We start from the raw sequence: 26,031 nt of genomic DNA on the forward strand, positions 1-26,031 counted from the left end.
GTAATAGAGGTAAAAAACTATAATAGAACGAAAATCAAATCAGAAAAAAAGGAGAATATTTATGATTAAAAAAATTATTACAGGATTTACAGTGCTAGCGTCTTTAAGTCTATTTAGTGGCATCGTACAAGCAGATGACCAAACTGAAGTGGAATACGAGGTTGGAAGTGAGTATGTTATTTCAATACCTTCTAAGGTTGTTTTAGATAATTTTGGATCTGTGCCATTAACAATCAACTCTGTTTCTCACAATTTGAGTCCAATGAAATTAGTTTCAATTTCGTTAACTGATGGTTTAATTGATGCAGGAGAAATTGAACTTAAAAGATTCATTGATCCTACAACAACTATAAATGCTTATGTTACTTTAGATGGAAATGCACTACCAGTTAATAATACTCTCAGAACTTATGACTATACAGCTGGACAAACAGAAGAACTAGCAAGGTTAGAACTAGGTATCCTTGGTTCGCCAAATACATTTAAAGCTGGTACTTATTCTACTATATTAACATTTACATCTGAGATGACTGACAAAGTGATTGGTTAATCAAGAAATATATTTGGAATGTAACGTGGGGGGGATATTTAGATGCGGGCAATCAAGTTTGTTTTGTACTTATGATGCAGACAATTAAAAACTAGCTGTGGTTACTTTATATGGAAATAAAATGTTCAATGTATCTAAAGATTAAAAATTGTATGTTTCTTGATGTTCAAAAAAGTCCAACAGGGTGTGCCCCAATGTCATTAAGTTAAGGAAAAAAGCAGGAAAACATTTAAGTTTCCCTGCTTTATTTTTTCTATGTAAAAGGACACTCTCTTGATACAATTATTTTAACAATAATAAAACGTCATAGCGCTACTTATTCTGGAGGTGCCCTTATGTCTAATACCATCAACATTTCATCCACACTTCAAGCAGCTCATAAAATCAAACAAAATTTAGAAGATCAAATTCGCTGTATTACAAATCAACCTGAAATTTTTGCTCAATCTCCGCTTGATTTTTCACGAAATAGAAAATTATCTTTTGAGACCACTCTCAAAATTATTCTCTCTTTCGGTGGACAAAGTCTTTCTAGTGAATTACTCTCTTACTTTGATTTTACACTTCAAACGCCAACTGCTTCCGCATTTGTACAGGCTCGAAGTAAAATAAAGATTGAAGCTTTCAAACAACTCTTCTACCGAACCATTCCTTCAAGTAACCAAAACAAGCAATATAAAGGGTACCAACTATTGGCTCATGATGGCTCCGATATTAATATTCCTTATGATGAAAACGATCCTGAATCCCATTACACCATCGGAAAGTTTGATAAATCTGTAGGATCTTTTCATCTCAATGCTTTATATGACCCATTAAATAAATACTATGCATCGGTAAACTTCCAAAAAATTAGACAGCTAGACGAACGGAGCAGTTTGTGTCAAATGGTTGATGAGTTTACTTTTGAAAAGCCGACAATTATTATTGCAGATCGTGGTCATGAGTCATTTAACGTGTACGAACATATTAGAAAAAGTGGTCAAAAATTCGTAATTCGAGTAAAAGATACCAAAAGTAATGGCTTTCTTAAAGGACTTGGATTACCTCAAAAAGGAACATTTGATAAAGAGGTTAACCTTTGGTTAACAAGAAGACAGACCAATAAAATCAAAGCTGACAAAAGCTATCAATTTGTGCGTAAAAAAGCCAGCTTTGATTATCTCCCATCCGATTCAAAAGAAAGCTATCCCGTTAGTCTCAGAGTCGTTCGGATTAAGTTGAGTGAGGATAGTTATGAATCTTTAGTCACGAATCTTGATTCCTTCACTTTTAAAAGCGAAGATTTAAAAGTACTTTATCACTTACGCTGGGGAATTGAAACTTCCTTTAGAGAATTAAAATATGCCTTAGGTTTAAACCAATTCCACTCAAAGAAACTAGAGTTTATTATTCAAGAAATTTACGCTCGTCTCATTATATACAACTTTTCAATGGAAATTGCTCAGGTAGTGGCGTTATCAGCTCCTTTAAAGCAGTTCTATCAGCTTAATTTCACACAAGCTATAGGCATTTGTAAAAGATTTTTTCTTGATCAAACCGTCAATGTAGAAATTTTGATAAGAAGATATCTCCTCCCCATACGACAGAATCGGAGTGACCAGAGAAATATAACAAAAAAGAAATTTGTTGGTTTTTTATATCGTATTGCCTAATATTATAAATCGGACTATACCATATAGGACGTTTTTTTGTGTTGCTTAAAAATATAAAATTGGTCAAGTTAATAAGAAAAAAGCGATATACTTGAGACTATTATTTACTTTTTTGCCTTAACTTAATGACATTGGGGTGTGCCCTGTTGGACTTTCTATTTAGCTATTGAACACTTAAATTAGAAAATGACATCGAAGTTGAGCAAGAAAAATAAAAGGTAAGGGTCGAAAATCTTTAAGTGGTTGATCCTTACCTGTTATTTTTCTTGCACGCTAATTATTCTCTCGCATTCATTCTGATGAATTCGTGATCTTATTTCTTTTCAGGATTTATTTTCTAAATATGCATAATGAGGTGAAAATTGTGATTTTTAATATTAAATAAATTGTTATAAGATAATGATTGTAAAGAAGGTTGGAAGATAAGACTTTTTTTTCACTAAAAATTATTAAAAACAGTCGTTTTTGAGATAAATCTTAGAGGAGGAGGAAAGATGCGAAAAACTATTGGTCTTATGATTGGTCTAATGTCCCTAATAATAGCGATACAATTTCCGCTGCAGGTGTATGGTACACAGGTCCGATCCGTCGAGTCAGAAGGATCTATTGGATTTACAGGTACCTATGAACCGATCGGACCACCAGATCCACCTCCCAGCACCAGCCCACAAAAGCCAGGAGGAACTTTGCCGAAAACCAATATGACCGGTAGTTCACTCGGATTATGGATTGGAAGTTTCTTAGTGGCAGGCGTTTTATTAGTCGTAGGGAATAAAAAAAGAAAAGCAACACAAAAAAATTAATTAAAAGAGAGCAGGAATTTAAGCATGAAATTTATTCGTTTAGCAACTGTAGCCGCATTATCAACAACAATTTTCGCAGGAGGAGTACAAGTCTTTGCTGAAGAGACAGACCCAGAATCAAAAGAAGTACGTAAAACAACAACGACCGGTCAAGTCACCTTCACTCCAAATATTGAAGACACAGTAGTAGAACCTGATCCTGAAGGTCCAGAGGTGACGATTCCACCAATTCCTGGTACAGGACCACTAACTATTGCCACAGTTCCAACAATGAACTTTGGGACTAAAGTTATCTCAACTGCTGATGAACATTACAACATGATTGCGGAAATGCAACAGAAAGCCGGAACAACAGGCGAAGAAAACATGATTCCTTATGTCAGTATGGCGCAAGTCCAAGACACCCGCGGCACCAATGAAGGATGGGAACTGAGCGTGAGTTTAAGTGAATTTCAAACAGAAACTGATACTCTAAATCGTGTGTTAAAAGGCGCCCAAATCACGTTATTCGATCCTTCTCTTCGTTACAGTGTGAATGATGCAGATCAGGAACCGACGATTCACGCAAGTGGTTTAGAGTTGATTCCAAATGAAGATGCCGTGCCGATCATGACGGCTGCTAACCGAAAGGGTGGCGGAACTTCTTCCATTGTTTGGGGAGATCATGATGCGCTCGCAAAACAAGTGGAAGATGGGGTAGATGTCGTCGAAAATAAGGCGATCCAATTGTTTGTTCCTGGCTCGACTGCCAAAGATGCAGTAACGTATACCTCTACATTGACATGGGAATTAGAACTAACACCAGATAATGAGGCACCTGATGAGGTTTAAGAAGTAACCATTCTTATTTCTATGTTCTATTAGTCACTGGCAGCGTTACAGATTTCTGTGACGCTGCTTTTTTAGAAAGGATTATGACAAATGATACACAAACAAACGATACAAAAAAGTCTGTGGTTGCTTATAGTGCTCTTCTTTTTCTTGCCGCATCCGACGGTCCAGGCCGAAGAAGCTGGTTTAAATACGTACGTTACCCCTCTTTTTCCAGAGAGCCAAGTGGATGAAAGTAAAGGATACTATGAGTTATTGCTCTCACCTGGGCAAAAAGAGACTTTGCGACTAGAAGTCGGCAATTCCAGTTCAGAACCAATCAACGTTCAGGTGACACCGCATACGGCTTATACGAATACTTTGGGGAATGTCGAGTATGGAAAAGACGCCAAAGAAGTGGATCCAACCTTACCCTACTCTTTGGATGAGTTGATGACTCCTTCGGAGGTCATTACTGTAGCGGGAAATGAAACAAAGGTCATAGAAATTCCTCTTCAAATGCCTAAAGACGCCTTTGAAGGGTATTTAGCGGGCGGTTTAAGGATCACCGAAGTAAAAGAAGAGGGAGATAGAGATGCTCCAGAAGGAGAAGGGGTCGCAATCAAGAATGAATTTGCCCATGTGGTAGGTGTGGTCGTCAGTAATACCCGAGACTCGGTGCAACCGGAGTTGGAACTATTAGATGTGTTTGCGGATCAATTGAACTATCGCAATGTGATCAGTGCCACGCTACAAAACTTTACGCCCACTTTTGTCAATCAATTGGCGGTGGAAGCTACCGTGAAACGAGCAGGGGAGAACGAGGTGCTCTATAAGGCTGAGAAAGAAATGATGCAGATGGCCCCAAATTCTAATTTCAACTTCCCGATTTCTTTAGAAGGCGACCGTTTTCGAAGTGGGAACTATGTCCTAGAATTGACAGCGACTTCTGGGGAAAATGAATGGTCATGGACGCGTGAATTTACGATTGAAGTCGATGAAGCTCGCAAGTTAAATCGAGAAGACGTGATGATTGATTCAAGTATCAATTGGTGGCTAGTAGCCACACTTGTTTTGTTTGCGGTACTTTTACTTATTACTGGTTGGTGGTTAATAAAAAAAAGAAAAGAGAATAAGAGTGAAAGGGTGAAAGACAATGAAAAGGAAAAATAAACTCGCTTTATTTTGTGTCATTTTTCTTTGTTCTCAGCTAGTTACACTTCCACTGACAATTGGTTTATCTACCTCTGTTCAGGCAATCGAAAATACGACTACAATTGATTCTTCGACGACCTTTAATGAGCATGAACAACTTAAAGATAAACCGATCTTCTCATTTCAAGAGACTCAAGCAACCTGCTCTATTGGAGAAGTGTTTACTTTAGTAATGATTGCAGATCAAAAAGTTACTGAAGCAGCAATAACTTTACCGGAAGAAACAGCAGTTCTAGATGACGAGTTAGCGCATGGAATCACTGTAAAACAAGACCTAGAAAAAAATCAAATAGAAATAAAAATGGCTGTTCCACAAAAAGTATTTAGTATTCCTTTGGTTTTTGAGCAGACAGGCATGTATACAATTACTTTAGGAGAAGCAACGATGACGCTTGAGATAGTTGGTGAAGAATCATCCCAAGAACATAAAGGAAACAAAGTAACTGATTCATCGAGTGAAGATAAAAAGGAGGAAACAATAGAGTCCTCTTCTTCAGAAGAAGAACTACCTGATGCCGCCACACTGAATGAACCAAACCAAGAGGTAAATCAGGAAGCAAATGATGTTGAAGTGAATAGTGATGATCTAATTAACGTAGGCTCATGGGTTGATTTTATCGAAGCCTTTTCAAATCCATCTATATCTACAATAGAAATTACTGATGATTTTGAAGTTCCTACAACGCCATTAACTGGCTTAACAGGTATGGTAACTGGAAACAATTCTAATGTGACTGGAGGAGCCACGTTCGTTTATTTGACGAGGAGTAGTATCTCTAGAAAATTAGCTATTAATGGCAATGGACATCAAATCGATTTTGGGGCTGTTTCATTGGGCTTAAGGTCAGCAACACATAATGCCAATTCCCCATGGGATATTACATTTAATGATTTGGATATCTACTCAGGGAATTGGTGGGGGTTTTTTCAAACAGTAAACCTCACTTCAGCACAACATGCACTTTCTAATATCACTCTAAATAATATCAATGGGTATGGTAACGAATTAATTGCTCCTTATTATACGAATGTTAATATTTCTGGAACAGTTAACAATCATATTACTGCAACTTATAGCTCTAAATTCCGTACGGATTGGAGAGTGAATACGGTAAATTCTGTAAATTTAGAAACTAGAAGTTTAACTATTAAGGAAGATGGAGAACTTAATTTGTCAACTGTCAATAGCGGGAATATTATTATAGGATTAGGCGGGTTAAATGCTAATTTGACATTAGAACAAAATGCTACAATCAACATGGAATCTAATGGAACGGGGACTGGGGATAATGCGAATGGCAGAGGTTCTAGTATAGATATCGCCAATGGAGATCTGATCATGAAAGAAGGGTCAACTATTAACATTGACAATAAGAGAAGTTATTCAGCGATAACCTTGCGTAGCAGTAACTCTACGTTAAAATTGGAAGATAGTGCTAAAATAAACATCGAGTCAACAGGTCATACCAATAACTCAAATGCGATAGATAGAAATTTAGTTTATATGGCTGCTGGGAGTTCTTTACTAGTAGGCGAGAATGCGGAATTTAATATCAATGCCACAGGAAGAGGCAGTGCAACATCAAACATTGTCCATGTAGCTGGAAATGCAAACTTCCAAATTGCCAAGGATGGGTCTCTAGATATAAAAAGTGATAGCACGTCAATCAGTCAAAGTTTACTTAATTTTGCCTCAGCAGGTTCAACATTCGAATTCTCTGATGCCAAAAAAGTGAACTTAGAACGTACGACACCTATTTCTGGATCTACCTCTAATGGACTGATTAGTATCGCTGGAACTACAGGTCTTCTAGATATCGATGTCCAATCTGTTAAGCAATGGAATAGAGATAATTTTACAGAAGAACCCGATTATTTTTGGACCCCTATTTTTAATTTAATTCTTCGTTACAATACGATAAATCCAACAATCACGAATGTTTCTTCTATCTTTCAAGAGACGATGACTAGCTTCAATGAAGCTTTCACTACACGTAACGTTCAGAGAATACTCTTTGAAAAAATACCAGATGTGGAGATAACTATTGACCCTCTAACAGAAGACGCATTGGAAGTAAATTCTTATACTATTACCGGCAAGGCTTCTCCGCACAGTGTAATACGGTTCTCTGGTGATCCAGCAATACCAGATGGTGAAATTCCATCACCAAATTTTTCGGAAACCGATAAATATCATGTGACTACTGATGAAAATGGAGACTATTTATATGAGTTACCTAAAGATTCACTATTCACTGAAGGAAACGAAGTGACGGCTTATGCCTACCTAAATGGAAAATCTGCTAATGCAAGTACGATTGTTGAAAAATCGAGAAGACCACCTAATCCTAAGGATCCGATGAATCCCGAAATTGAAGTCGATCCAGAAAATAAACCTGAGCTCGAAGAAGAACAAGGTTTATTAAGCATTGATTTTGCTTCTCAATTCACATTTGGTCAACAAGCGATCTCTACGAGAACGAAGCGGTATTATGCGCAACCGCAACGCTTGTTAAATCCTGATGGAACCGTTAATGAGGCTGAAGAGCGACCAAATTATATCCAGATCAGTGATCGACGGCCAGAAGAGGAACGTCACGGCTGGCAATTAGCAGTTACGCAAAACAGTCAATTTACGGATCTACAGGAAAATGAACTAAGAGGGGCACGTTTGTTTTTAACTAACCAACAATTGGAGTCTATGCACGGAAGTGAAGAGCCGATGTTGTATAATCAAGGCGGTGTCAACTTAATTCCAGGAGAAAAGACTGAACTTTTGACCGCGCTTGACGGCCAAGGGTTAGGTACCTGGATCTATCGGTTTGGTGACGGTGAAAGTGCAAGCGAAAGCGTGGCACTTGAAGTCCCTCCAACCGCGAATCCAAGAGCAAGCACATATGAAACAACACTCACTTGGGAACTAAGTGTAGTTCCCGACAATTAGTCACAAGAAAGAGAAGGGCTGCGGCTCTTTTCTTTTTCTTCTTAGAAAGGAGAGATAAAATATGCACATTTTATTTGATCATTTAGTCATGGCGGATAAGACTAAACGCTGGTTGGTCTTATTGGCAACGTTAGAAGAAGAGGAACACGTTATCGCCCACACCTTAGTTGAGCAAACTGGTTTTGGGCGACGGACGATTATTGAGGACATAAAGGAGATCAAGGACTACTTTGGTGAGAGGATCCATTTGATCGGTGATGAGAAGGGCTATCACTTTTCCTTTCTTAACCCTAAAGGGTATTATAAGGAGAAACAAGCGTTACTGGATAAAGAGAAACTTTTTCTCTTGGTGGATCAGTTGGCTGCGGGAAAGTGTTTAGACAATCAACAGTGGGTGGCACATCTTGATGTTTCGAGTACAAGCTTTCAACGGATGAAACGACAGCTTCAAACGTTATTAACGAACTATTATGGGATAAAAATTGAATCTAAAACCAATCAACTATGGGGGGAAGAAGCGGGGATTCGCCAATTTCTTTATGATTTTTATTTCACCTTACCATTGTATCCCAGGTTTCTTTCAGAACATATTCAGGACCTATATCAGGAGAAAGTGGTGATTCGAGAAGGACCTTGGCACCTAGACCAAACTTTGTTTAATCAATGGCTGCGAATAGCCAAGCAACGGGTTGACCAGGGACATTGCTTACATGAAAAAGTGGCATATAAACAAGTTCAGACGACTCTAACCCAGGCTTTGGATCAACAGGTCAGTGTGGCTCTTCCAGGATCAGAAAAAGCCGCGTTGTTCCTCCTCTCATTAGATGAACGCCAGTTTCTGAACCCTATGACACAACAAGTATTTATCCACACATTTTCACCTGTGAGTGAGTATGAGTTACCAATGCGTGAGACCGAAGGTCTGACTTATGGTTTTTTCGAAACACTCCTCTTTTTAATGGAGGCCTTTTTCCAGTTGCCTACACTTGAAGCACCAGCACAAGTGCCGTATGCAAGCCGTGAGAAACCGTCTCCTTTAGACGTACTCATGAAACGTTTTTTAGCCGAGAAGAAAAAATATAGCCAGACGATTTATGTTTCCTATCAGCTAGTAGGCCCACGTGCTTTGACACGATGGATCAAACAGGAAGTTGAAACGATTTTAAAAAAATCTGGCTTACAGGCGGTTGAAGCTGCCCAAATGAATCCGCTCGGACTAGTACGCTATGTACAAATCGTGAATCAACCACAAGCTAGAAACGCTCGTGCAACGATTGAACTTCCCTACGTACCTAGCAAGGAGAAAATCGCTGAAGTGCTCTCTGTATTTTCTGAGTCAAGATGATTTAACGGTCAGGAAAGATAAATATTTGAAAAAGTGAGGAGGAAAAAAGTTGCGTGAGTTTCAGATGGCTTTTATTACCAGCGCAGAGGTCAAGCGATGGATGCAGGTGTTAAGTGTGATGGAACAAGAACGGCGTTTTACGATTGGAGAGCTGAGTGAACAACTAGCTATTTCACAACGTACCTTAATAAAAGATATTCAAACATTCAAAAAATATTTTGGTACAAGCATCGAATTACGTTCGAATTACAGTGGGTATCATTTTGAAGAACGAAATCGTAGTGACTACCAAGAGAAAAAAGAACAACTGTTGGAAAACGAAGTGCTATTTGAAATCGTGGGAAATGTTTTTTGTGGAAAAGATTTTACAATAGCTGACTTAGCTCACCAATACAGTTACGCAGAGAGTACTTTACGAAGGTTTTTTTTAAGAATCCGACCGGTATTAGCTGAGTATGAGTTAACATTGGCTTTTAATCCAGTCAATTTTTTAGGGGAAGAAGTCAATATCCGAAAGTTCTTTTTTGATTTTTATTATAGCAGTGAACAGACTCCGTATACAATCCGTCCGCCAGAAAGCTTACATACGTTGGTCTTGAATGAACTGTCTGGTAAATTGGGGAAGTATGAATTGGGTACAGGAATCACGATTTCAGCCTTTTATTACCATCTTTATATCGCAATGGTCCGAGTCCATCAAAACCATTTTGTGTCCTTACCTGAATGGCTAAAAGCAAGCATTTATCAAGAAAAAGATTTTCAGTTGCTTTATTCTTTACAAGAAAGGATCAAAGAGGAATATGAGATTTATCTACCAAAAGAAGAATTTGCTTGGATCCATTTATTGATTATTTCCAAACGGACGATTCATCGTGTGGACCAAGAACAAACTTTTAACCAACGATTCAGCCACTGGAAGGATCTTCAGTTTATCGTGTCAGATTACCTTTCTGACCCTTTCTTTGAACAGTGGGATACGAATACTCTAGGACAGTTTATGACCTCTTTTTTCATTTCGCGTTTGATGAATGAAGCAGTGGGTCCGGTGTTGAACAAAGAGCTAGAAGAAATCCATTGGATGGTGAAGAAAAGCGATAAACAGATTTATGAGGCCCATAAACAATTCCTCTTAAAACACGCCCAAGTACTCAGTTTTTCTGCCCAATATTTTGAAGATATCGTGGTGAGTTTTACGACATATATGAACTTATTGTTCCACTATTACCAACCGGTCAAAAAAGTTTTATTTTTATTAGAAGGTGACTACTTAATAGTTCAATCGATTCGAATGCAGGCACGTGTACTATTAGGAGAATATCATAAGCTGTTGTTTATGCAGCTTCAAGAATTGACGCCGGAACGTTTAAATGATGTGCATGTTGATTTGATTGTAACGAACTATCGACCGTATCTTTTGGATTTCGCTCTTGACACGGATCATATTCTTATGAGCAGTATTCCTACGGCGCAAGATTGGGCAAGAGTCAAGCATCAGTTGAATCCACTGATCGATCAGGAAACATTTTAAAAGAAGGAATGAAAAAAATGACGACATTTTTTACAAAAAAAGCGTATCTGGAGGGCTTTAAAAGTATCTTTGAAGAGGCTGAAAAGCGAGCAAGTGAAGACCTAAAGGTCTATTTAAACACCCAGATCCAACAATTGGAGACCTTAGTGAGTCAGATCTGTCAGGAAAATTTTTGGGAAATATTTCCGGAGATCTTAGGAATCGATGCCAAGATGAGGCTATTAGCAGATTTGCTCAACTTTGATAATTTTCTAGATGTGAAAGAAATACTTAGAATCGTTGAAAGTGACTATCTCACCTACTTCAAAGAATTATGTGGGTACGATCGCAGTAAGGAACCGAATCACTCCATGATTTTCAATGTAGTATAATAGATCGATGGCCTGATTGGAGTAACTTAAATGCGTAGACTCTTATTTTGGTAAGAATTTTTTCATTGGTTAATGATTATTTGTTTTTATATAGTCATTCTTATTGTTGATTTCATGTTTAATTCTATAAACTGTTTGTCTAGTAATATTGTAGTTTTTTGAAATTGTTGAAATAGCAACACCCTTATTCAGATCCTCAACGATGCTTTTATAAACAAGGCGACGTTGAGGATCTTTTGTGTCTGCGCTGTATAGCTTAGGGCGTCCTTTATAAACACCATTCGCTTTAGCAATCTTAATTCCTTGTGCCTGACGTCATTTAGATTCTGTACGTTCCTGCTCGGCAATCATGGCAAGAATCTGAATGATTAAATCCTTAATGAACTTATCTAGGAGAGGATTACCAATTGATTCAGCCATGATAGGTAGACTAGTAATGATCAGTCGGATGTTATTATTTTTTAGGTAATTAACTGAAGCAATAATTTCATTATAATCTCTTCCTAATCGATCAATAGCCTCTCAATAAAAGTATCTTGTTCACGTACAAAATCTAAAGCTTTTTGAAAAGCTGGTCTTTCTGAAATTGTGGCTCCTGATTGTTTCTCAATAAAAATTTTTTCTGCTCCAAATTGTTTCATTTCTTCAATTTGGCGTTGTTCATTTTGATCAAGGGAAGAGACACGAATGTATGCAACTTTCAATTTTTCACCTACTTTCCCGAACTATTTAAAATACACCCTAATAATTCATCATCTACACCAATGAAAGTTTTTTCATGTGTCTATGAAAAAGAAGGATTACATTTTTCTGTGTTAGATATACTATACTTTATTGAAAGAACGAGAATATAGTAATTGGCACCCAAGGTATTAAACAAAAAAATCACAGATTAGCTGATTATTATATTAAAGGACTAAGTTAACTACCAAATAATTTAGTTGAATGAAAACAGAGAGAAAGTTTAAACATATTGATAATGAAACTTAAGTAGAAGATATGGTCAATTTAGAAACAAAATCAATAATGTATTATCTCATTTTATAAATTAAATAATTTGCTGTGTACCTATGGTTAAAATCGTTGTATTAATTTTAGATAAGTTAGTGAAGTGTTAGTATAAAATCTTCCATGCTTAAGAAGATTCGCCAGGGGGAAACATAATGATTAGTAAGAAAGAAGAAAAAAAATTAATCGCAGAAATCGATAAAAAAAGAACTGAGTACATGAAGAGTAAAAGGTATGGTAAAGATATATGTGAATTATTCCTTCAAAATTTTAATTTTAAAGGAAATACGTTAGATAAATTAGATGTTCAAAAAGAAATATTTCCACTCGTAAAACAGGTTATTGAATCTTACCCAGAAGAACTTCAACATCGTAATATTGATTTAATAAAGTCTTCTTTAGATCGAAGCTATTATGCTTCCCAAAATGCTACTCTTTTATCTCATTATACTGAACAACTTATCAATCATAATGATGATAGTTTCTTAGTAGTGCCAACTGGTTTTAGAACTGGAACTGGAGCGCATGAAGTGTCATGCATCATAAAAAAAAAAGATGAAAAAATTCAAGTGGAAATATTTGACAAAGCGGGTGTTTCTCCTCCTGAACGTCTTGAAAAAGCAAATGAAATTCTCGATAATTATGGAAGAAATTATATTGTAAGCAATTATTTCTATAAAATAGATAATACTCCTGATGGAATTAATTCAATGGCTAAAGCTATTGCAAGTGGGTTTACAGATAGAGGATTTAAACCTTCTGATATAAAATATCAACCGTTACACTTTCTTAGTAAAATAGCAAAGAGCGAGCATTATGGACGCAATGTTACATCAAGCCAATATATACAAGGGAACTGTTTAATGAAAGAGGTAGTAGCTTCACTAAAAAGAGTACTCTCAGAAAAAAGTTCTCCAGGGCAGCTGATCTTTGCGACTGATAAACAAGGTAGAACGGATTCTTTAAACGGTATTCTTACAGAAGTTGCTTGTTTCCGGTTAGAAAAAATGGGGTATGGAACTGATATCAGCAACTATTTAAGAGATCAATATAAAATGTATTGTTATTTAAAAGATGATAGGAAAAACTATCCAGAAGACATTAAAGTTATGAGGAAGATAGAAAATGGTAAAATATTAAATAAACATTTCACTAATAGCATTCCAGAATTTAAAAGAGTAGCTTCTTATAAGATTGAAGTATCACTCAATGATAACAATAAAAAAAAAGAGTCTTTTTAGTAGATTTAAAAAGTTTATAAAATTAGAAGGAAAGAAAGTTCGAGTCAATCATTTGACTAAGGAAGAAATATCGGTGATACGATTAAACGTTAACGATATTAGAAAAAATGTAGAAAAAGATAAAGAAAAAATAAGTAGGAATTTTAATAACATTAAAGAGAAAGCTTTAACTATGTCAATGTTTATAGAGCCAAACGTCTCCAGAGGATCAGTTAGAAATTCTTCGGTAAAAAATCATAATGTACGAGAATAATATATCAAGAGGTTGAAATAAGTCACCTTTAAATTTGTTGTACTCTATTGAGAAATCAAAAATATACCAAAATTTTTTTATGTCTCTACAAGTCCATTAAAGAATTCTCATATATTTTTTTGCCCGTTGCTTTGTATCCTCCACTTAAAAGAGAAGTAATATCTGGATCAAGAAAACATTCCAGATAATCAATTCGATCGATATTTTCAGCAATAAGAATGGCTTTTTCTATTTGGAAAAGAGTTTAGATGGTCTGAAATCTAGTTATTCAATCAAGAATTAGTGAATGAATAAGGTGTAAATTTGTGTAAATCGCAGGAAGATATTGTGTGAGTATAATTGAGTTTACTCAAAACTGAAAGTTAAAAAGTTTATAATGTTTATTGTTTACCCTTACCGTTTATTTTTGTTTCTATATTCTAGATCCTCCAAGTATTGATCCTAAAAAGCAACAGCAACAGCTTTAATATCTTTCCTATAGTGTTAAATCCTTATGATATAATTATAGTAAAATCTCATAAAATAAGTAATATTTTCAAATATTGTTATTTTTACGAAAATTGTGAGGAGTTAGTGATGAAAAAATTTTTTGTTTTTAGGTAGTGTTATTAGTGTGGTTCTATTGTCGGGTTGTGGGCAAGGGAATATCGAGATGATAGACTTTGTTGATGTCAATTTTAAGGGGTTAGATACCAGAGGAACTGCTAGTTATTTTGTTGATCATGAACGTCTTCGTAATTATTTGGTTGAGAATGATAAGGAGTTAACCTTTGAAAGTAACAACGCCTATTATGATGATAAACAACTTGAAGAAATGTTAGGTATAAATTTAGATAAAAATTCAGAGTTATCCAATGGAGATAGTGCTAAATTAACACTTGAAGTTGATTCTTCAAAAGTTAAAAATTTAGTCGGTAGGGATAAAGAAATAGTTATTAAAGGTCTTGATGAACCAAAGAAGTTAATAACAGGAGAGGTTGAAAAATATTTAGTTGTTAACTTTAACGGTGTTAGTGGACTTGGCACTGCAACAATTGATAATACTCTTCCGGACGATTTACGTTATATTCAATTTACTTTAGTTGATGATGGGAAATTTAAGAATGGGATCTAGCAAAAATTGATATATCAGAAGATTTAGAGAATCGTTTGGCAGATAGAAGTTATCTTTTAGATGATACTTTTGATCCTAGTTTTGAAGTTAAAGGATTAGATGAAGTTGCCGAAAAAGCTACTGATATTGTTAATTTATACGATATTAACGTATGATCGATGAAGAAGTGAATAGATCATATAAAGATTGGAGCCCGGAAAAATCTTACGGATCTCGATTTGAGATAAAAGAGGAGGGCCTATCTTATCGACAATTTGCTAGAAATAGCACTGACTCACAGTTTAGTTTTCATTCTGCAACAAACAATGGAAATCTGATAAAGATTGTCAGCGTAAAGAGGTATTACGGTGGAACTGAGAACAAGTTGAATTCTGAATTTACTGCTATAATTGGCTACTCAGACTTATTTCTTGATGAAGAAAATAAAGTTAACGTTGCTGACCTAGTATCTATCACAGATACTAACGATTCGACTTATTCCGTAGAATCTGTTATCCAACTGTATGAGGGATACGGATATAAGCGAGTCGAAGAATAAATTACTAATTTTGTCTACCGTAAGAGTTTCGGTAGACAATTTTTATTTTGAAAGAAGGTTTCTTTAAACTCGTGAGAAAATATAGAGGGATTTTAGTTATGTACGTCTCTTGTACACTCCTTCAGTATTTTGTTTTATGTTATAAAATTGATAGTGATATTTATTTAGCAAAAGAGAGAACTATTATATAAAAAACGTGTTCATACGAGTATTCTAAGGTCAGATTCACACGTTAAGAGGTATCATTGGCTAAATGAGTCATCATACCAGCTACGAATAAATATATTTTTAAGGAGGAAAGAATTAAATGAAAGAACAACAATTAAGCTATACTTTTTGGGGACGTCCATTATAAGTATTAGAACGAAGAACGGCTGTATCGTTCGATTATGCTTGTGGTGAACTGATTCAGCTCAATATTTAAACGAAAAAATATCATTGTGAAAATTGTTATCAATTCATTGATCAAGACTTCCAATTGCTAAACGAAAAAAATAAGTAGGTTTGTTATAGTCAGACAATTGTCTGGCTTTTTTCGGCTCTATAATTTATGAATCAGAATTGATTATTCTGTTCCATAAATTATAGAGCCGAAAAACTGGAGAAATCAGTTGTACTTATCCAGGGCTTTTTTTATTTGTATCAAAGAATTTTTTGAACAGTCAAGGGAACAGAGAATATGTAGCGATTTATTCTTTGATCTTGAAAAGGTGGATCTTTTTGATGAATTCAGCGACTTGCGCGGCGTCGATCGTACCGTTTGTTTTCGAGAGCGCATTAGACATGCCACATGCCATCGAATAGGACAATGCTTGTTCAATTGGATACTGTTTATTCAATGCTACGGCCATTCCACCAACTGTTGAATCGCCACAACCTGTTGTATTTACAATAGCAATTTTAGGAATCTCAATCTTAAAAAAAGTGGAGTGGTACTTAACGATTGCCCCATCGCCACCTTGGGAAACCATAACGGTGTCGATCCCCTCGAAAAGAGTGCTCTCTAGCACAGTAAAAATTTCTTGAGATGAACATAATTTTCGTCCAATCAGCTCTTCTAATTCATGCTGATTTGGTTTAACAAAATTCGGACGAGCATTGGTTTGGGCTAAACAATTTTTTAGTTGTTCGCCAGATATATCCATTAGAATCGGTATCTGTTTACCTAATGCTTTACGGATAAATTGAAGCAATTGAGCGTGAAAGTGACCATTCGCAGAGTTTACTGAGCCAGAAATACAGACGACGGTAATCGGATGTTGCTCAATTAACATGGAGAGATGATGATAAAAAAGTTGCTCATCTTCATCAGATAAGTAAAGCCCTTTTTCTACCAGCTCTGTATGGGTGTTTCCGTCATGCATGATCGTAATCGCATTGCGAGAATTTCCATTGATAGTGAGAAAATCTAATAAATAATGTTCTTCAGCTAGTAAAGAATCAAGAATCGATTTGCCAACATTTCCTCCCAAAATACCGGTTAATAAAACTTCTTCTCCCGACTGTGCGATGACTCTGCCAGCGTTGATGCCTTTTCCCCCAATTGATATATGCGGGTTATCCACCCGATTCACTTGATCCAATTGTAGTGAGGGCAAAAGATAGGTGTAGTCCATCGAAGGGTTCATTGTAATCGTTAAAATCATTATTTTTCCTCCTTAAGGATTTCCGTAAAGGAACGATAATGCTCATAAGTAGTCTCAGAAAGTTTATTATCAGTAATTAAATAGTCGACATCAGATAGGGAGTAAAAGGTGTAAACGTCGGAACGATTAAATTTAGAGCTATCTGCAACGATGCATTTTTTGCGGGAATGTTCGAAAGCAACTTGTTGGATCGAACCTTCAACAAGATTCGCAGTGGTGATATTGTTTTCGAAGATCCCATTTGTAGCAGCAAAAGCGAAATCGATATTTAAATTTTCAAAACTTTTTTCTGCGGTTTCTCCATAAAATTCTTCCGTTGTGCGGGAAAATTCCCCACCTGTCAACAGTACACGATAATTTGTATTGTAAATTAAGTAATTAAAGGCGAGCAAACTATTTGTGATCACGAATAAGTTTGCTTTTTTTAGTTCAGGTAAAGCATGGAGCGTCGTTGTTCCGGCACCAATATAAATAGTGTCGTTATCTGAAATGATACTGTTCATGACTTTTCCGATGAATTTTTTTTGAAGAACATTTGTATCGATTTTTTCTTGGGTAGAAAGCTCATGCTCGATTTTTTCTAGTTTTTGCGCGCCGCCATAAATTTTTACCAATAAAGATTGATCTGCTAACTCTGTAATATCTCTACGAATAGTCATACCGGAAACGTCTAATGTTTTAGCTATTTCTGCAATGGATAAGTAGTCATGCTGATTCACTAACGCTAAAATTTTTTCTTGTCGTTCTTTCTTTAACATAGTTTCACCTCTGGTTGGATTAACGATCTTTCAAGTTAATTTTTTCAACTTTCTTTATACATTAATTAATAGCATTTACACTCAGAAAAAGCAAGGATAAATGTTTTGATGTGTTAAAGTTTGTTAATTTTTATTGCAGAAAAGAGCCGGCATTTAGAAAAAATGACAAAAAGAAAGCGTTGACAACGGATAAATACTATTGTATATTTACATTATGAAACACATCTTAACAAACATTAACATTTTTTATCATGTAAGTTGAACGAGGAGGAAGAATAGGTGGACTACACGAGTATGTTTGATGAAAGGCTCATTTTTCTCGATTTGGAAGGAGACAATTTGGAAGATCTATTTGGAGAAGTAGCGAAACGACTACAGAAAGAAGCTTTTGTTAATAAAAATTATTTAAAGGGATTAATAGCAAGAGAACAAGTTTTTCCAACTGGGCTGATTACGCAGTATTTAAACATTGGCTTACCTCATTCAGAACCAGCGTATGTCGAAAAGCCTTTTATTGCTATTGTACGTCTAAGTACTGAGGTGAAGATAAAGCAAATGGGAGATAGTCAAGAAATGCTGGTAAGGAATCTCTTTTTTTTAGGAATCAAAGAACCAAAAGAACAAGTCGGCTTATTACAATCGTTAATGGCATTGTTTATGGATGGAAAATTTGTAAAGGCATTCATTGAAGCGCGAGAGGCACAAGTAATCTATCAATTGGTAACGCAGAATATAAAATGAATTTTGGGGAGGATTTTAAGATGAAAAAAAGATTAATCGTAGCATGTGGGAGTGGTGTAGCAACAAGTCAAACGATCGCAAGTAAAATCGCTGGGATGCTTGAAGACGATGGGATCGATTTCCCCGTTGAAGCAGTGGATTATAAGTCTATCCAAAATGAATTGCCATTGACAGGGATTTATGTTTACGTTGCACAGCCAGATGATGAAGTATTGGAAAAAGCAGAAGAGTTAGGAGTACATGTTTTTGCCGGAATTCCGTTTCTGACGGGCATGGGTATGGATGCTATTTATGATGAGATCAAGGAATTGATTGCCTAGCACAAAAAATCTTATCAAAAGAAAGAAGTGAAAAAAATGCAACTATTTCAAGATGTTATCAATTATATTCTAGATTTGGGTTCCGCCATTTTTGTACCACTAATCATTTTGCTCCTAGGTTTGATTGCGGGTATGAAATTCAAAAAAGCATTTATGTCCGCGATTACGTTAGGCATTGCTTTTACAGGGATGTCGATGGTCATTGGTTTTATGTCAAACGCAGTTAGTCCAGCATCTGAAGCATTGGCAAAAAATACGGGCTTGAATTTGCCGGCGCTAGATCTAGGATGGACTGGAGCGGCGAGTATCACCTGGTCATGGTCCTATGCATTTATTTTCTTCGCAGTTGTTCTCGGTGTGAATTTTATTATGTTGATTTTTAACTGGACAAAGACGCTCAATGTCGATATGTGGAATGTGTGGGGCAAAGCACTAACGGCCTATCTTGTCTACTTTGTCAGTGGTAGTTTACTGGCTGGGTTTGTTACTGCCATCATCCAGGTCATATTGGAACTTAAGATGGGAGATATGTTCCAACGCCATATTGAGGATTTGACAGGTATCCCTTTAGTAACCGTAACACACTTAATGAATATTTCAGCAGTACTCTTATTACCAATCAATGTGATCATGGATAAAATTCCTTTCTTTAACCGGCGCGCCGATACAAAAGCATTAAAAAAGAAAATCGGTATCTTCTCTGAAAACTCGGTGATGGGATTTCTCATCGGCTTGGGTTTAGGGTTGGCCGCAGCTTATGGGGTTTCGGGTTCATTAAATTTAGCTATTCAAATCGCTACAGCAATGGCCTTATTCCCAATGATCTCAAAAATGTTTATGCAGTCTCTTTCACCACTTGCCGATGCAATGTCGGAAATGATGAAAAAACGGTTTAAAGACCGGGAAATTTACATTGGGTTAGATTGGCCTATCTTAGCTGGTCGCACTGAGATTTGGGTCGCCGCGATCTTATTAGTACCAGTCTTTATTGGTTATGCAATCGTTCTACCGGGAAATGCTGTTTTACCTTTAGCGGGAATTATCAACTATTCGATCGCAGTAGGTGGTTTATTACTCACAGGCGGAAATTTGGTTCGTATGCTGATCATGGGGGTCATTTCGATGCCAATTTATCTGTATGCAGCCACTTATTTAACTCCAATCTTAACGGGCTTAGCAGATCGAACCGGTGCAGTTGAAGGAATACAAAAAGGCCAACAAATTACCTGGTCTTCGATCGAAGGACCGGAATTTCGAATCTTGTTTGCAGAAGCGTTTAAAGGAAATATCTTGGGTATCATCGGGTCAGTTCTGTTTATCGCAATGTTTGTTTGGTTGTATAAATATATGAGCAAGGTAAAGGTGCCAAGTCAAAGATACGAAGAACAAGGTACACAATCTACGCAAGTACGTGCGACGAATGGCTAAAATTTTCAAAAAGTAAAGGGGCGGCAAAAATGGGAAAGAGCGAAAAAATAAAATGGCAACTGCTTCTTTTACTAGCAATTGGCTGCTATCTCTTAGCTTTGGTGACACAACAGTACCTATTTAATGTCGTAGCTATTGGTCTAGCAGTCTGTGTATATAAATATGGCAATCCAGTACTTTTCAAAGAATACGATGAACGGAAAAAGAAACAGGATGAAGAAGCATCCAAAATAAGAGCAGCTGTACAAACAATCATACGTAACAAAACGCTTTAAAAATAAAAAAGGTGGTCTTGAATATGTCAGATGGACGGATGATTTTTGAAAGAGAGCGGGAAGATTTAGCGCGAATCGTAAAATTGATTTTTACAAGGAAGAATACGAATGTGGCAGGCGGTAATTTCTCTTTTAAAACAACTGATGAAGTAGGGAAAGAATACATTATTATGACACCGACTATGATGTCAGAAGCTTATTTAGGGGAAGTCTCACCAGCACAAATCTTAGTCGTTGAGCCTCACACAAGAAAAGTGATTGATGGGGTAGGTCAACTTACACGAGAAATCAACTTACACGAAGCGGTTTATGAAACGAATCCAGCGATAAAAGCGGTTTTACATGCTCATTCGCCACATTCAATGTTTTGGGCAACCGCTGGCTTGGATATGCCTAATTTAACGGAAGCGACCCAAAAAATCGGCTATATTCCTGTGTTAGACTTTGAACCTAATTGCTCGCCAGAATTAGCAGAATTAGTCTCTGATTACATGAAAAAAGAACAAGTAGCCTTACCGAATATGTTGCTACTCAACAGTCACGGAGTGTTGATCAGTGCGCCAGGAGCATCTGGCATTGAAGCGATCCATAAAGCTTTACAGATTCTAGATACTACGGAATGGAATGCCGAAATTGCATATAAGCAAACAATATTCCAATCCTTAGGTTTATTAGATGGTTTTTATTCTAAAGGTAGACAGGTAGGAACCCTTGAAGATTTGAAAAATCATACGCCGATTTATAATAAAGAAGAAATTTTTGCTGGTGGTGATTAACTATCAGTTAATCATCTATTACGATTGAAAAAAATCCAAGAACATTCGTTTACGAGTTCTTGGATTTTTTTCTTATGATGGGGATTTTGTTACTGAACTTCAAATAAAAATTTAAGTACGCTTAATGTAAATATTATTAAAAATTACTTATTCTTGAGAACATTCCACAAATCGAACCGCTGAAAAATAAGGACTAGAATATGACGACATGAAATTAATCGATCTATACGATAATAATCGTTTAAAATATATGTGGTCTTTTGAATACACGGATAAAAACTTTGTTAATTACGTAGCAGCAATCCCACAGTCCAAGTTTATACGATTAGTGGAATTATCTAGCGATGAGGTAGTTCTAACGACGATTGGAAATTTTCTTGACTATGTACCTGACCAAAATTAGTTAGAAAAAATTTGTCCTAGCTTGATTGCTAAATAAATGCAAGAAGAGGTAGTAAATAAAGTGACGATATTTAATAGATACAAAGATACGAGATTTATCTAGTTCATCAGATATATGAAGAGACAAGATCGTTAAATTTAGAAAGTACATAATGAAAAGGACTCAATGCCTAAAAACGTGTCGAGTATTTTTTATGGTTTTGATAATTTTTGCATAATGTTATAACCAACGATCAAAGGTTATTGAACAGTTATGATGTTAAAACAATAATTTATGAAAAATTGGCATCATTTAAAAATAGCATGATATATTGAAGTAGGGAGTATGATGTTCAATTAATTTAAGGAGATGAAATAATGAAAAAAAGTGATACTAAAAGGCTTAATTTTAACTACGTTTATGTTAATGGCGTGTTCAATGATTATCCCAGATGAAGTTGCTTTTGCCAGTGAAGAAACTATTTCTGGCAGTGAAGAAGTTATAGATGAATCTAGCAATAATATGCAGGTGGATATGTCAGGATTAGTGATACATAGGAGCGTTGATACCCTCAATTTTTCTGAGTATGTTTATATGCAAAATAAACCACATGGATCAAGTCGTTGGCTTCCAACCTTGACAAAAATTTGGCAGGTTAAATATAAAGACGGAAAAAATACCAAGGTTATGTGAATTGGACAGGTAAGTATAAAAATGGTACGCAAATTGGTGCATATTATCAATACACTGGCGTGTTAACTAGAGCATAATTTTTATAGGAAAGATAAAGTTATGATCCTTGGATAAACGAAAGGTGACAGTATATTGAAATTAAAAACGATTCGTTCTATTAGAGTAGTAAAAATAATACAGTCCTTACTTAGTTTCTCGTCTGTCTACTTACTAATAAAAGGACCTAAGTATGTATTTTTAATACCACTATTATTTGGTTTTCTCTTGGAACTAATCCTTCCAAAAGAGTATGGTGGGGGAATATTCAAAAATAAAAAGAATGTATTTATACATTCAGATAAAATTTGGACTGAACCACTTATTGGAATTATACTTTTGATTATATTTATTATTTTTTCAACTATTTAATTATGGCGAATTTTATAATGAACTTAGACACCTAAGGCATAAAAAACGCCATCGTTTAATTTTAAAATCAGAAGGAGGATATTTATGAAATAATAGTTGTTTGTACATTATCTTTAATTGTCTTGGCTACTGGTGGTACATGGAATTATGGTGTCGGTATCACAGGTTCATATTCTGATTATTTCCATGGTACTAAACGCCACAGCGCTACTGTAAAAAAAGGTTCAGACGAATCTTATCAAGCTCAAGGGGCTGGCGTGTGGGCTAAGGCTCGTCTTGGCGCATATTCAGGATGTAATTTCTATTATAATTATTGGTAGAATGGCTTTGAGAGAGTATACATATTTTCTCAACTATAATAGGAACGGAGCGTATGTATTTTACGTTCCGTTTTTCTTTAAAATTTGGGGGAACTACTTTGAAAAAAACAATGATCTTATTCCTATCTATAATAACAATTCTAATAAGTGTTGCATTTGCACTAAATAAAAAATCAGAAGAAGATAAATATTATGATAATATTGAGTTAACTAGTAATTCCACTCATTTTTTCATAAAAGATTCGGATATATCAATTGATGATCAGTTATCAGAGTTTGCTTCTTTATCAAAAAAATACAACGCTACATTTATTCGTTCTGATATTTTAACAGAAAATGGAAAAACATATATTTATAAGTCAGGTATATATTCTACTAATTATTTTGATCAATTGGGTATCAAGCTAGCAAGTGGAAAAATTCCTGCTTCTAATAATGAGTTTCTTGCAAATTATAATACTGAAGATAACAATCAAAGTGGCCGTATTTCGAATATGTTTTCTGATAAGAAGTTGATTTTTGGAACATTGCAGGATTTTTATACTAAAAATAAAATGAGTGTAAATGGCAGCTATACACTTATATCAGAATCAAAAGATTCAGCTGATATTTTAAATCAGATTTCTACAGTTTTTAAAATACCTAAAGATGAACTGTTAAAAGCTACTTATGAGCAAGCATATGGCCAAGGAACGATATACTTGTTAGTGTTAGTGTTATCAATCATTATCATGGCAATATTCTGTCTGATGAGTGCATTTTATCCAATTGCTAAGTTAAAAGAAATCGGTGTGATGAAATTGCTTGGCTTTAAAGATATAGATATTTGGATAAAGCTTAATAAAATTATATTATTAATCCCTGCGCTTTTCTATATATGTACACTGCCTATTCAATTCTTTATTATTCCAGATAGCAATCTATCTTATTTCTTGGAATTAACGTTAGTTGAATTAGTTGTTTTTGTATTAGCTTGGGTATTTTCTTTAGTAATGTTAATCATTATTAGACGCTATAATCTCTCGGATATTTTAAAAAATTTCTTTAATTTAAAATTTTCACTTTATTTCAGTTATCTATTGAAGTTTTTCGTTTTCGTTGCCGTTGTTGCCGTTATTCCTTTGTTAGTAACAGAATTAAATACTCTACATAAGGACTTAAAAGCAAAAGATTTGTATGAACAGCAGAAACATTATCTTACACTATCAAAGTTTAACTACGTTGATGATGAATTCCAAGAGTCTCTCCAAGGGAAAGGAAAATTAGATTCTAAATTAATTAATCTGTATAAAGAGTTAGATACTTCAGCTGATATTCAATATGTTTCAGTAAGTAATATAAATGCTACCGTATTTAACGGAGCTAAAATAAATACAAGCAAATTTAAAAATATAGAATTTGATGATTCGGACGATTACCTAATTATGAGTGCTAATGAGAACTATCTGAAAAGAATTCAATTCAAGTTACCAACACCTTCATCAAAAATATTTTCTGAAACAGAAATGACTTACCTAGTTCCTGAATATTTGAAAAAAGATTTTGAAAAAACAGAATTTTTTATAAGAATTCAACTCGCATCTCTTCTATCGGATAACTCGTTTGAAAATATTGAAGATATCCCAATTAGGTTTATCTTTTATCCAAACAATGAAAACGAAATAATCTCTGAAAATATAGAAATGATAGGGAATAATAAGACGTTTATAAAAAATCCGATTATTTTTTGCATAAATAACAATACAATAAACACAAGTAGTATGTTCTTGAAAAATAGTCCTTTAAGTAATCCACTTAGAATTGAGAATACTAAAGAAAATAAACTTGCAATAAGTGAGGCGATAATAAATAACAGCCTTGAGAATAATTCTATACAATTTGAAAATATTCTTTCCACAGGCTTTGCACAAGAATTGCTTATTTCACAATCTAGTGTAGGGATTTGGATTACTATCCTATGTCTAACGATTTCAGTTAGTGTATTAGCTTCTTATTACATTATATTGATTATTTTGGCTTCCAAGAGAAAAGAAATGATTGTATCAAGACTTTTAGGCTATACTTTCTATGCTAGGTATCGCAATGAAATTTTCTATTTCTTTTCCATCTATATTTTTGGACTCATAGAAATAGTCATTTTGAATAGGCAACTACTGTCAATTCTTGCTTACTTGTTACTAGTATCAATAGATATTTTTATTATTTTCTTAATGGTTACTCGATATGAAAAAGGAACACTTAGTGCAGGTTTGAAGGGGGACGTATGATGAGTATTATTAATATCAAAAACTTCAATAAAAGTTTCGGTGATAAAGTCGTTTTTGAAGATTTTAATTTAGAAATCAATGATGGCGATATGGTTGCAATAACCGGTCCTAGTGGGTGTGGAAAAACAACTTTGCTTAATACTATTGGCTTGATTGAGCCAGTGGAACAAGGTGAATACCATATTTTTCAGAAAGCAGCACCAAAAATAAATTCGAAGCAAGCCAATAAAATGATTAGAGAAAACATTTCATATTTGTTCCAAAATTTCGCATTAGTCGACAATTTTACTATAAAAGAAAATTTACTGATGGCGTTAAGGTATGTGAAACAAACAAAAAAAGAAAAAGAAGAGTCAATAGATAATGCACTAAGAATGGTCGGATTAGAAAATTATCAAAAATTAAAAGTATTTGAAATTTCAGGTGGAGAACAACAGCGAGTTGCTATTGCTCGTTGCCTCTTAAAACCAAGTAAAGTTATTCTCGCAGATGAACCAACTGGATCACTGGATACAAAAAATAGAGATGAAATTTTAGCAATCTTGAACCAGTTAAATGCAAGTGGGAAAACTATTATCATAGTAACACATGATAACAAAGTAGCAGAGAGTTGTCATCATACTATTGGACTCGGTGTATAAA

The 26,031-nt window shown here is 35.2% G+C and carries 22 protein-coding genes and 1 pseudogene; 20 read left to right on the forward strand and 3 right to left on the reverse strand.

Features of this window, described 5'->3' with window-relative positions:
* Positions 1-61: 61 nt before the first annotated feature.
* The 9 genes from IGI79_RS01735 to IGI79_RS01775 all read left to right on the forward strand — a co-directional run bounded on the left by IGI79_RS01735 (position 62) and on the right by IGI79_RS01775 (position 11,221).
* The gene (locus IGI79_RS01735) at positions 62-550 is read left to right on the forward strand and encodes a hypothetical protein (protein WP_074802098.1); all 489 of its coding nucleotides are present in this window, start codon (positions 62-64) and stop codon (positions 548-550) included.
* Positions 551-885: 335 nt separating this feature from the next.
* Positions 886-2,205, forward strand: coding sequence for an IS4 family transposase (locus IGI79_RS01740; protein WP_347082699.1), 1,320 nt, complete (start codon positions 886-888; stop codon positions 2,203-2,205).
* Between the two features lie 494 nt (positions 2,206-2,699).
* Positions 2,700-3,008 (forward strand): LPXTG cell wall anchor domain-containing protein, encoded by a 309-nt coding sequence (locus IGI79_RS01745; protein ID WP_438845632.1) that lies wholly within the window; start codon positions 2,700-2,702, stop codon positions 3,006-3,008.
* 24 nt (positions 3,009-3,032) lie between these two features.
* Positions 3,033-3,839, forward strand: a complete 807-nt coding sequence (locus IGI79_RS01750) for a WxL domain-containing protein (protein WP_195273668.1) — start codon at positions 3,033-3,035, stop codon at positions 3,837-3,839.
* 90 nt (positions 3,840-3,929) lie between these two features.
* On the forward strand, positions 3,930-4,991 hold the full coding sequence (locus IGI79_RS01755; protein WP_195273666.1) for a DUF916 and DUF3324 domain-containing protein: 1,062 nt from the start codon (positions 3,930-3,932) through the stop codon (positions 4,989-4,991).
* On the forward strand, positions 4,975-7,977 hold the full coding sequence (locus IGI79_RS01760) for a WxL domain-containing protein (protein ID WP_438845633.1): 3,003 nt from the start codon (positions 4,975-4,977) through the stop codon (positions 7,975-7,977). The genes IGI79_RS01755 and IGI79_RS01760 overlap by 17 nt, the downstream gene beginning before the upstream one ends.
* A gap of 61 nt (positions 7,978-8,038) precedes the next feature.
* Positions 8,039-9,322 (forward strand): helix-turn-helix domain-containing protein, encoded by a 1,284-nt coding sequence (locus IGI79_RS01765; protein ID WP_108146381.1) that lies wholly within the window; start codon positions 8,039-8,041, stop codon positions 9,320-9,322.
* A gap of 49 nt (positions 9,323-9,371) precedes the next feature.
* Positions 9,372-10,850: a helix-turn-helix domain-containing protein gene (locus IGI79_RS01770; RefSeq protein WP_115357200.1), complete on the forward strand. Its 1,479-nt coding sequence runs from the start codon at positions 9,372-9,374 to the stop codon at positions 10,848-10,850.
* A 17-nt stretch (positions 10,851-10,867) separates the two neighbouring features.
* The gene (locus IGI79_RS01775; RefSeq protein WP_071866604.1) at positions 10,868-11,221 is read left to right on the forward strand and encodes a DUF7006 family protein; all 354 of its coding nucleotides are present in this window, start codon (positions 10,868-10,870) and stop codon (positions 11,219-11,221) included.
* A 69-nt stretch (positions 11,222-11,290) separates the two neighbouring features.
* Here IGI79_RS01775 and IGI79_RS01780 read toward each other — a convergent pair.
* Positions 11,291-11,925, reverse strand: a pseudogene (locus IGI79_RS01780) (recombinase family protein).
* 459 nt (positions 11,926-12,384) lie between these two features.
* Between IGI79_RS01780 and IGI79_RS01785 the strand changes: the two are divergent.
* Both IGI79_RS01785 and IGI79_RS01790 read left to right on the forward strand, forming a co-directional pair.
* Complete coding sequence (locus IGI79_RS01785; RefSeq protein ID WP_438845634.1) at positions 12,385-13,470, forward strand: hypothetical protein; 1,086 nt, start codon at positions 12,385-12,387, stop codon at positions 13,468-13,470.
* A 905-nt stretch (positions 13,471-14,375) separates the two neighbouring features.
* Positions 14,376-14,837, forward strand: coding sequence for a hypothetical protein (locus IGI79_RS01790; RefSeq protein WP_146095556.1), 462 nt, complete (start codon positions 14,376-14,378; stop codon positions 14,835-14,837).
* Between the two features lie 1,227 nt (positions 14,838-16,064).
* Here the strand turns inward: IGI79_RS01790 and IGI79_RS01795 are convergent.
* Together IGI79_RS01795 and IGI79_RS01800 are read right to left on the reverse strand one after the other, a co-directional pair.
* Positions 16,065-17,021 carry a 1-phosphofructokinase family hexose kinase gene (locus tag IGI79_RS01795; RefSeq protein ID WP_438845635.1) on the reverse strand — a complete coding sequence of 319 codons (957 nt, stop codon included), beginning with the start codon at positions 17,019-17,021 and terminating at the stop codon, positions 16,065-16,067.
* Positions 17,021-17,779 (reverse strand): DeoR/GlpR family DNA-binding transcription regulator, encoded by a 759-nt coding sequence (locus IGI79_RS01800; protein WP_071866566.1) that lies wholly within the window; start codon positions 17,777-17,779, stop codon positions 17,021-17,023. Before IGI79_RS01800 ends, IGI79_RS01795 begins: the two co-directional genes overlap by 1 nt.
* Before the next feature lie 279 nt (positions 17,780-18,058).
* On the opposite strand from IGI79_RS01800, the gene IGI79_RS01805 reads away from it, so the two are divergent.
* The 9 genes from IGI79_RS01805 (at position 18,059) to IGI79_RS01845 (ending at position 26,030) form a co-directional block, all read left to right on the forward strand.
* Entirely contained in the window at positions 18,059-18,520 is a 462-nt protein-coding gene (locus IGI79_RS01805) for a PTS sugar transporter subunit IIA (protein ID WP_438845636.1), read from the forward strand.
* 20 nt (positions 18,521-18,540) lie between these two features.
* A complete protein-coding gene (locus IGI79_RS01810) occupies positions 18,541-18,840 on the forward strand; it encodes a PTS sugar transporter subunit IIB (protein WP_071866568.1) in 300 nt (99 codons plus the stop codon).
* A 36-nt stretch (positions 18,841-18,876) separates the two neighbouring features.
* Positions 18,877-20,268, forward strand: coding sequence for a PTS galactitol transporter subunit IIC (locus IGI79_RS01815; RefSeq protein ID WP_104776221.1), 1,392 nt, complete (start codon positions 18,877-18,879; stop codon positions 20,266-20,268).
* A gap of 29 nt (positions 20,269-20,297) precedes the next feature.
* On the forward strand, positions 20,298-20,543 hold the full coding sequence (locus IGI79_RS01820) for a hypothetical protein (RefSeq protein WP_074800527.1): 246 nt from the start codon (positions 20,298-20,300) through the stop codon (positions 20,541-20,543).
* Positions 20,544-20,566: 23 nt separating this feature from the next.
* A complete protein-coding gene (locus IGI79_RS01825; RefSeq protein ID WP_438845637.1) occupies positions 20,567-21,319 on the forward strand; it encodes a class II aldolase/adducin family protein in 753 nt (250 codons plus the stop codon).
* 820 nt (positions 21,320-22,139) lie between these two features.
* Positions 22,140-22,394, forward strand: coding sequence for a hypothetical protein (locus IGI79_RS01830; RefSeq protein ID WP_438845638.1), 255 nt, complete (start codon positions 22,140-22,142; stop codon positions 22,392-22,394).
* A gap of 530 nt (positions 22,395-22,924) precedes the next feature.
* Positions 22,925-23,122: a lactococcin 972 family bacteriocin gene (locus IGI79_RS01835; protein ID WP_438845639.1), complete on the forward strand. Its 198-nt coding sequence runs from the start codon at positions 22,925-22,927 to the stop codon at positions 23,120-23,122.
* 98 nt (positions 23,123-23,220) lie between these two features.
* A complete protein-coding gene (locus IGI79_RS01840; RefSeq protein WP_438845640.1) occupies positions 23,221-25,389 on the forward strand; it encodes a hypothetical protein in 2,169 nt (722 codons plus the stop codon).
* Between the two features lie 5 nt (positions 25,390-25,394).
* Positions 25,395-26,030 (forward strand): ABC transporter ATP-binding protein, encoded by a 636-nt coding sequence (locus tag IGI79_RS01845; RefSeq protein ID WP_217809051.1) that lies wholly within the window; start codon positions 25,395-25,397, stop codon positions 26,028-26,030.
* The last annotated feature ends 1 nt before the right edge of the window (position 26,031 follow it).

The organism is Enterococcus sp. AZ084 (assembly GCF_051714905.1).
Classification (GTDB): Bacteria; Bacillota; Bacilli; order Lactobacillales; family Enterococcaceae; genus Enterococcus_B; species Enterococcus_B pernyi.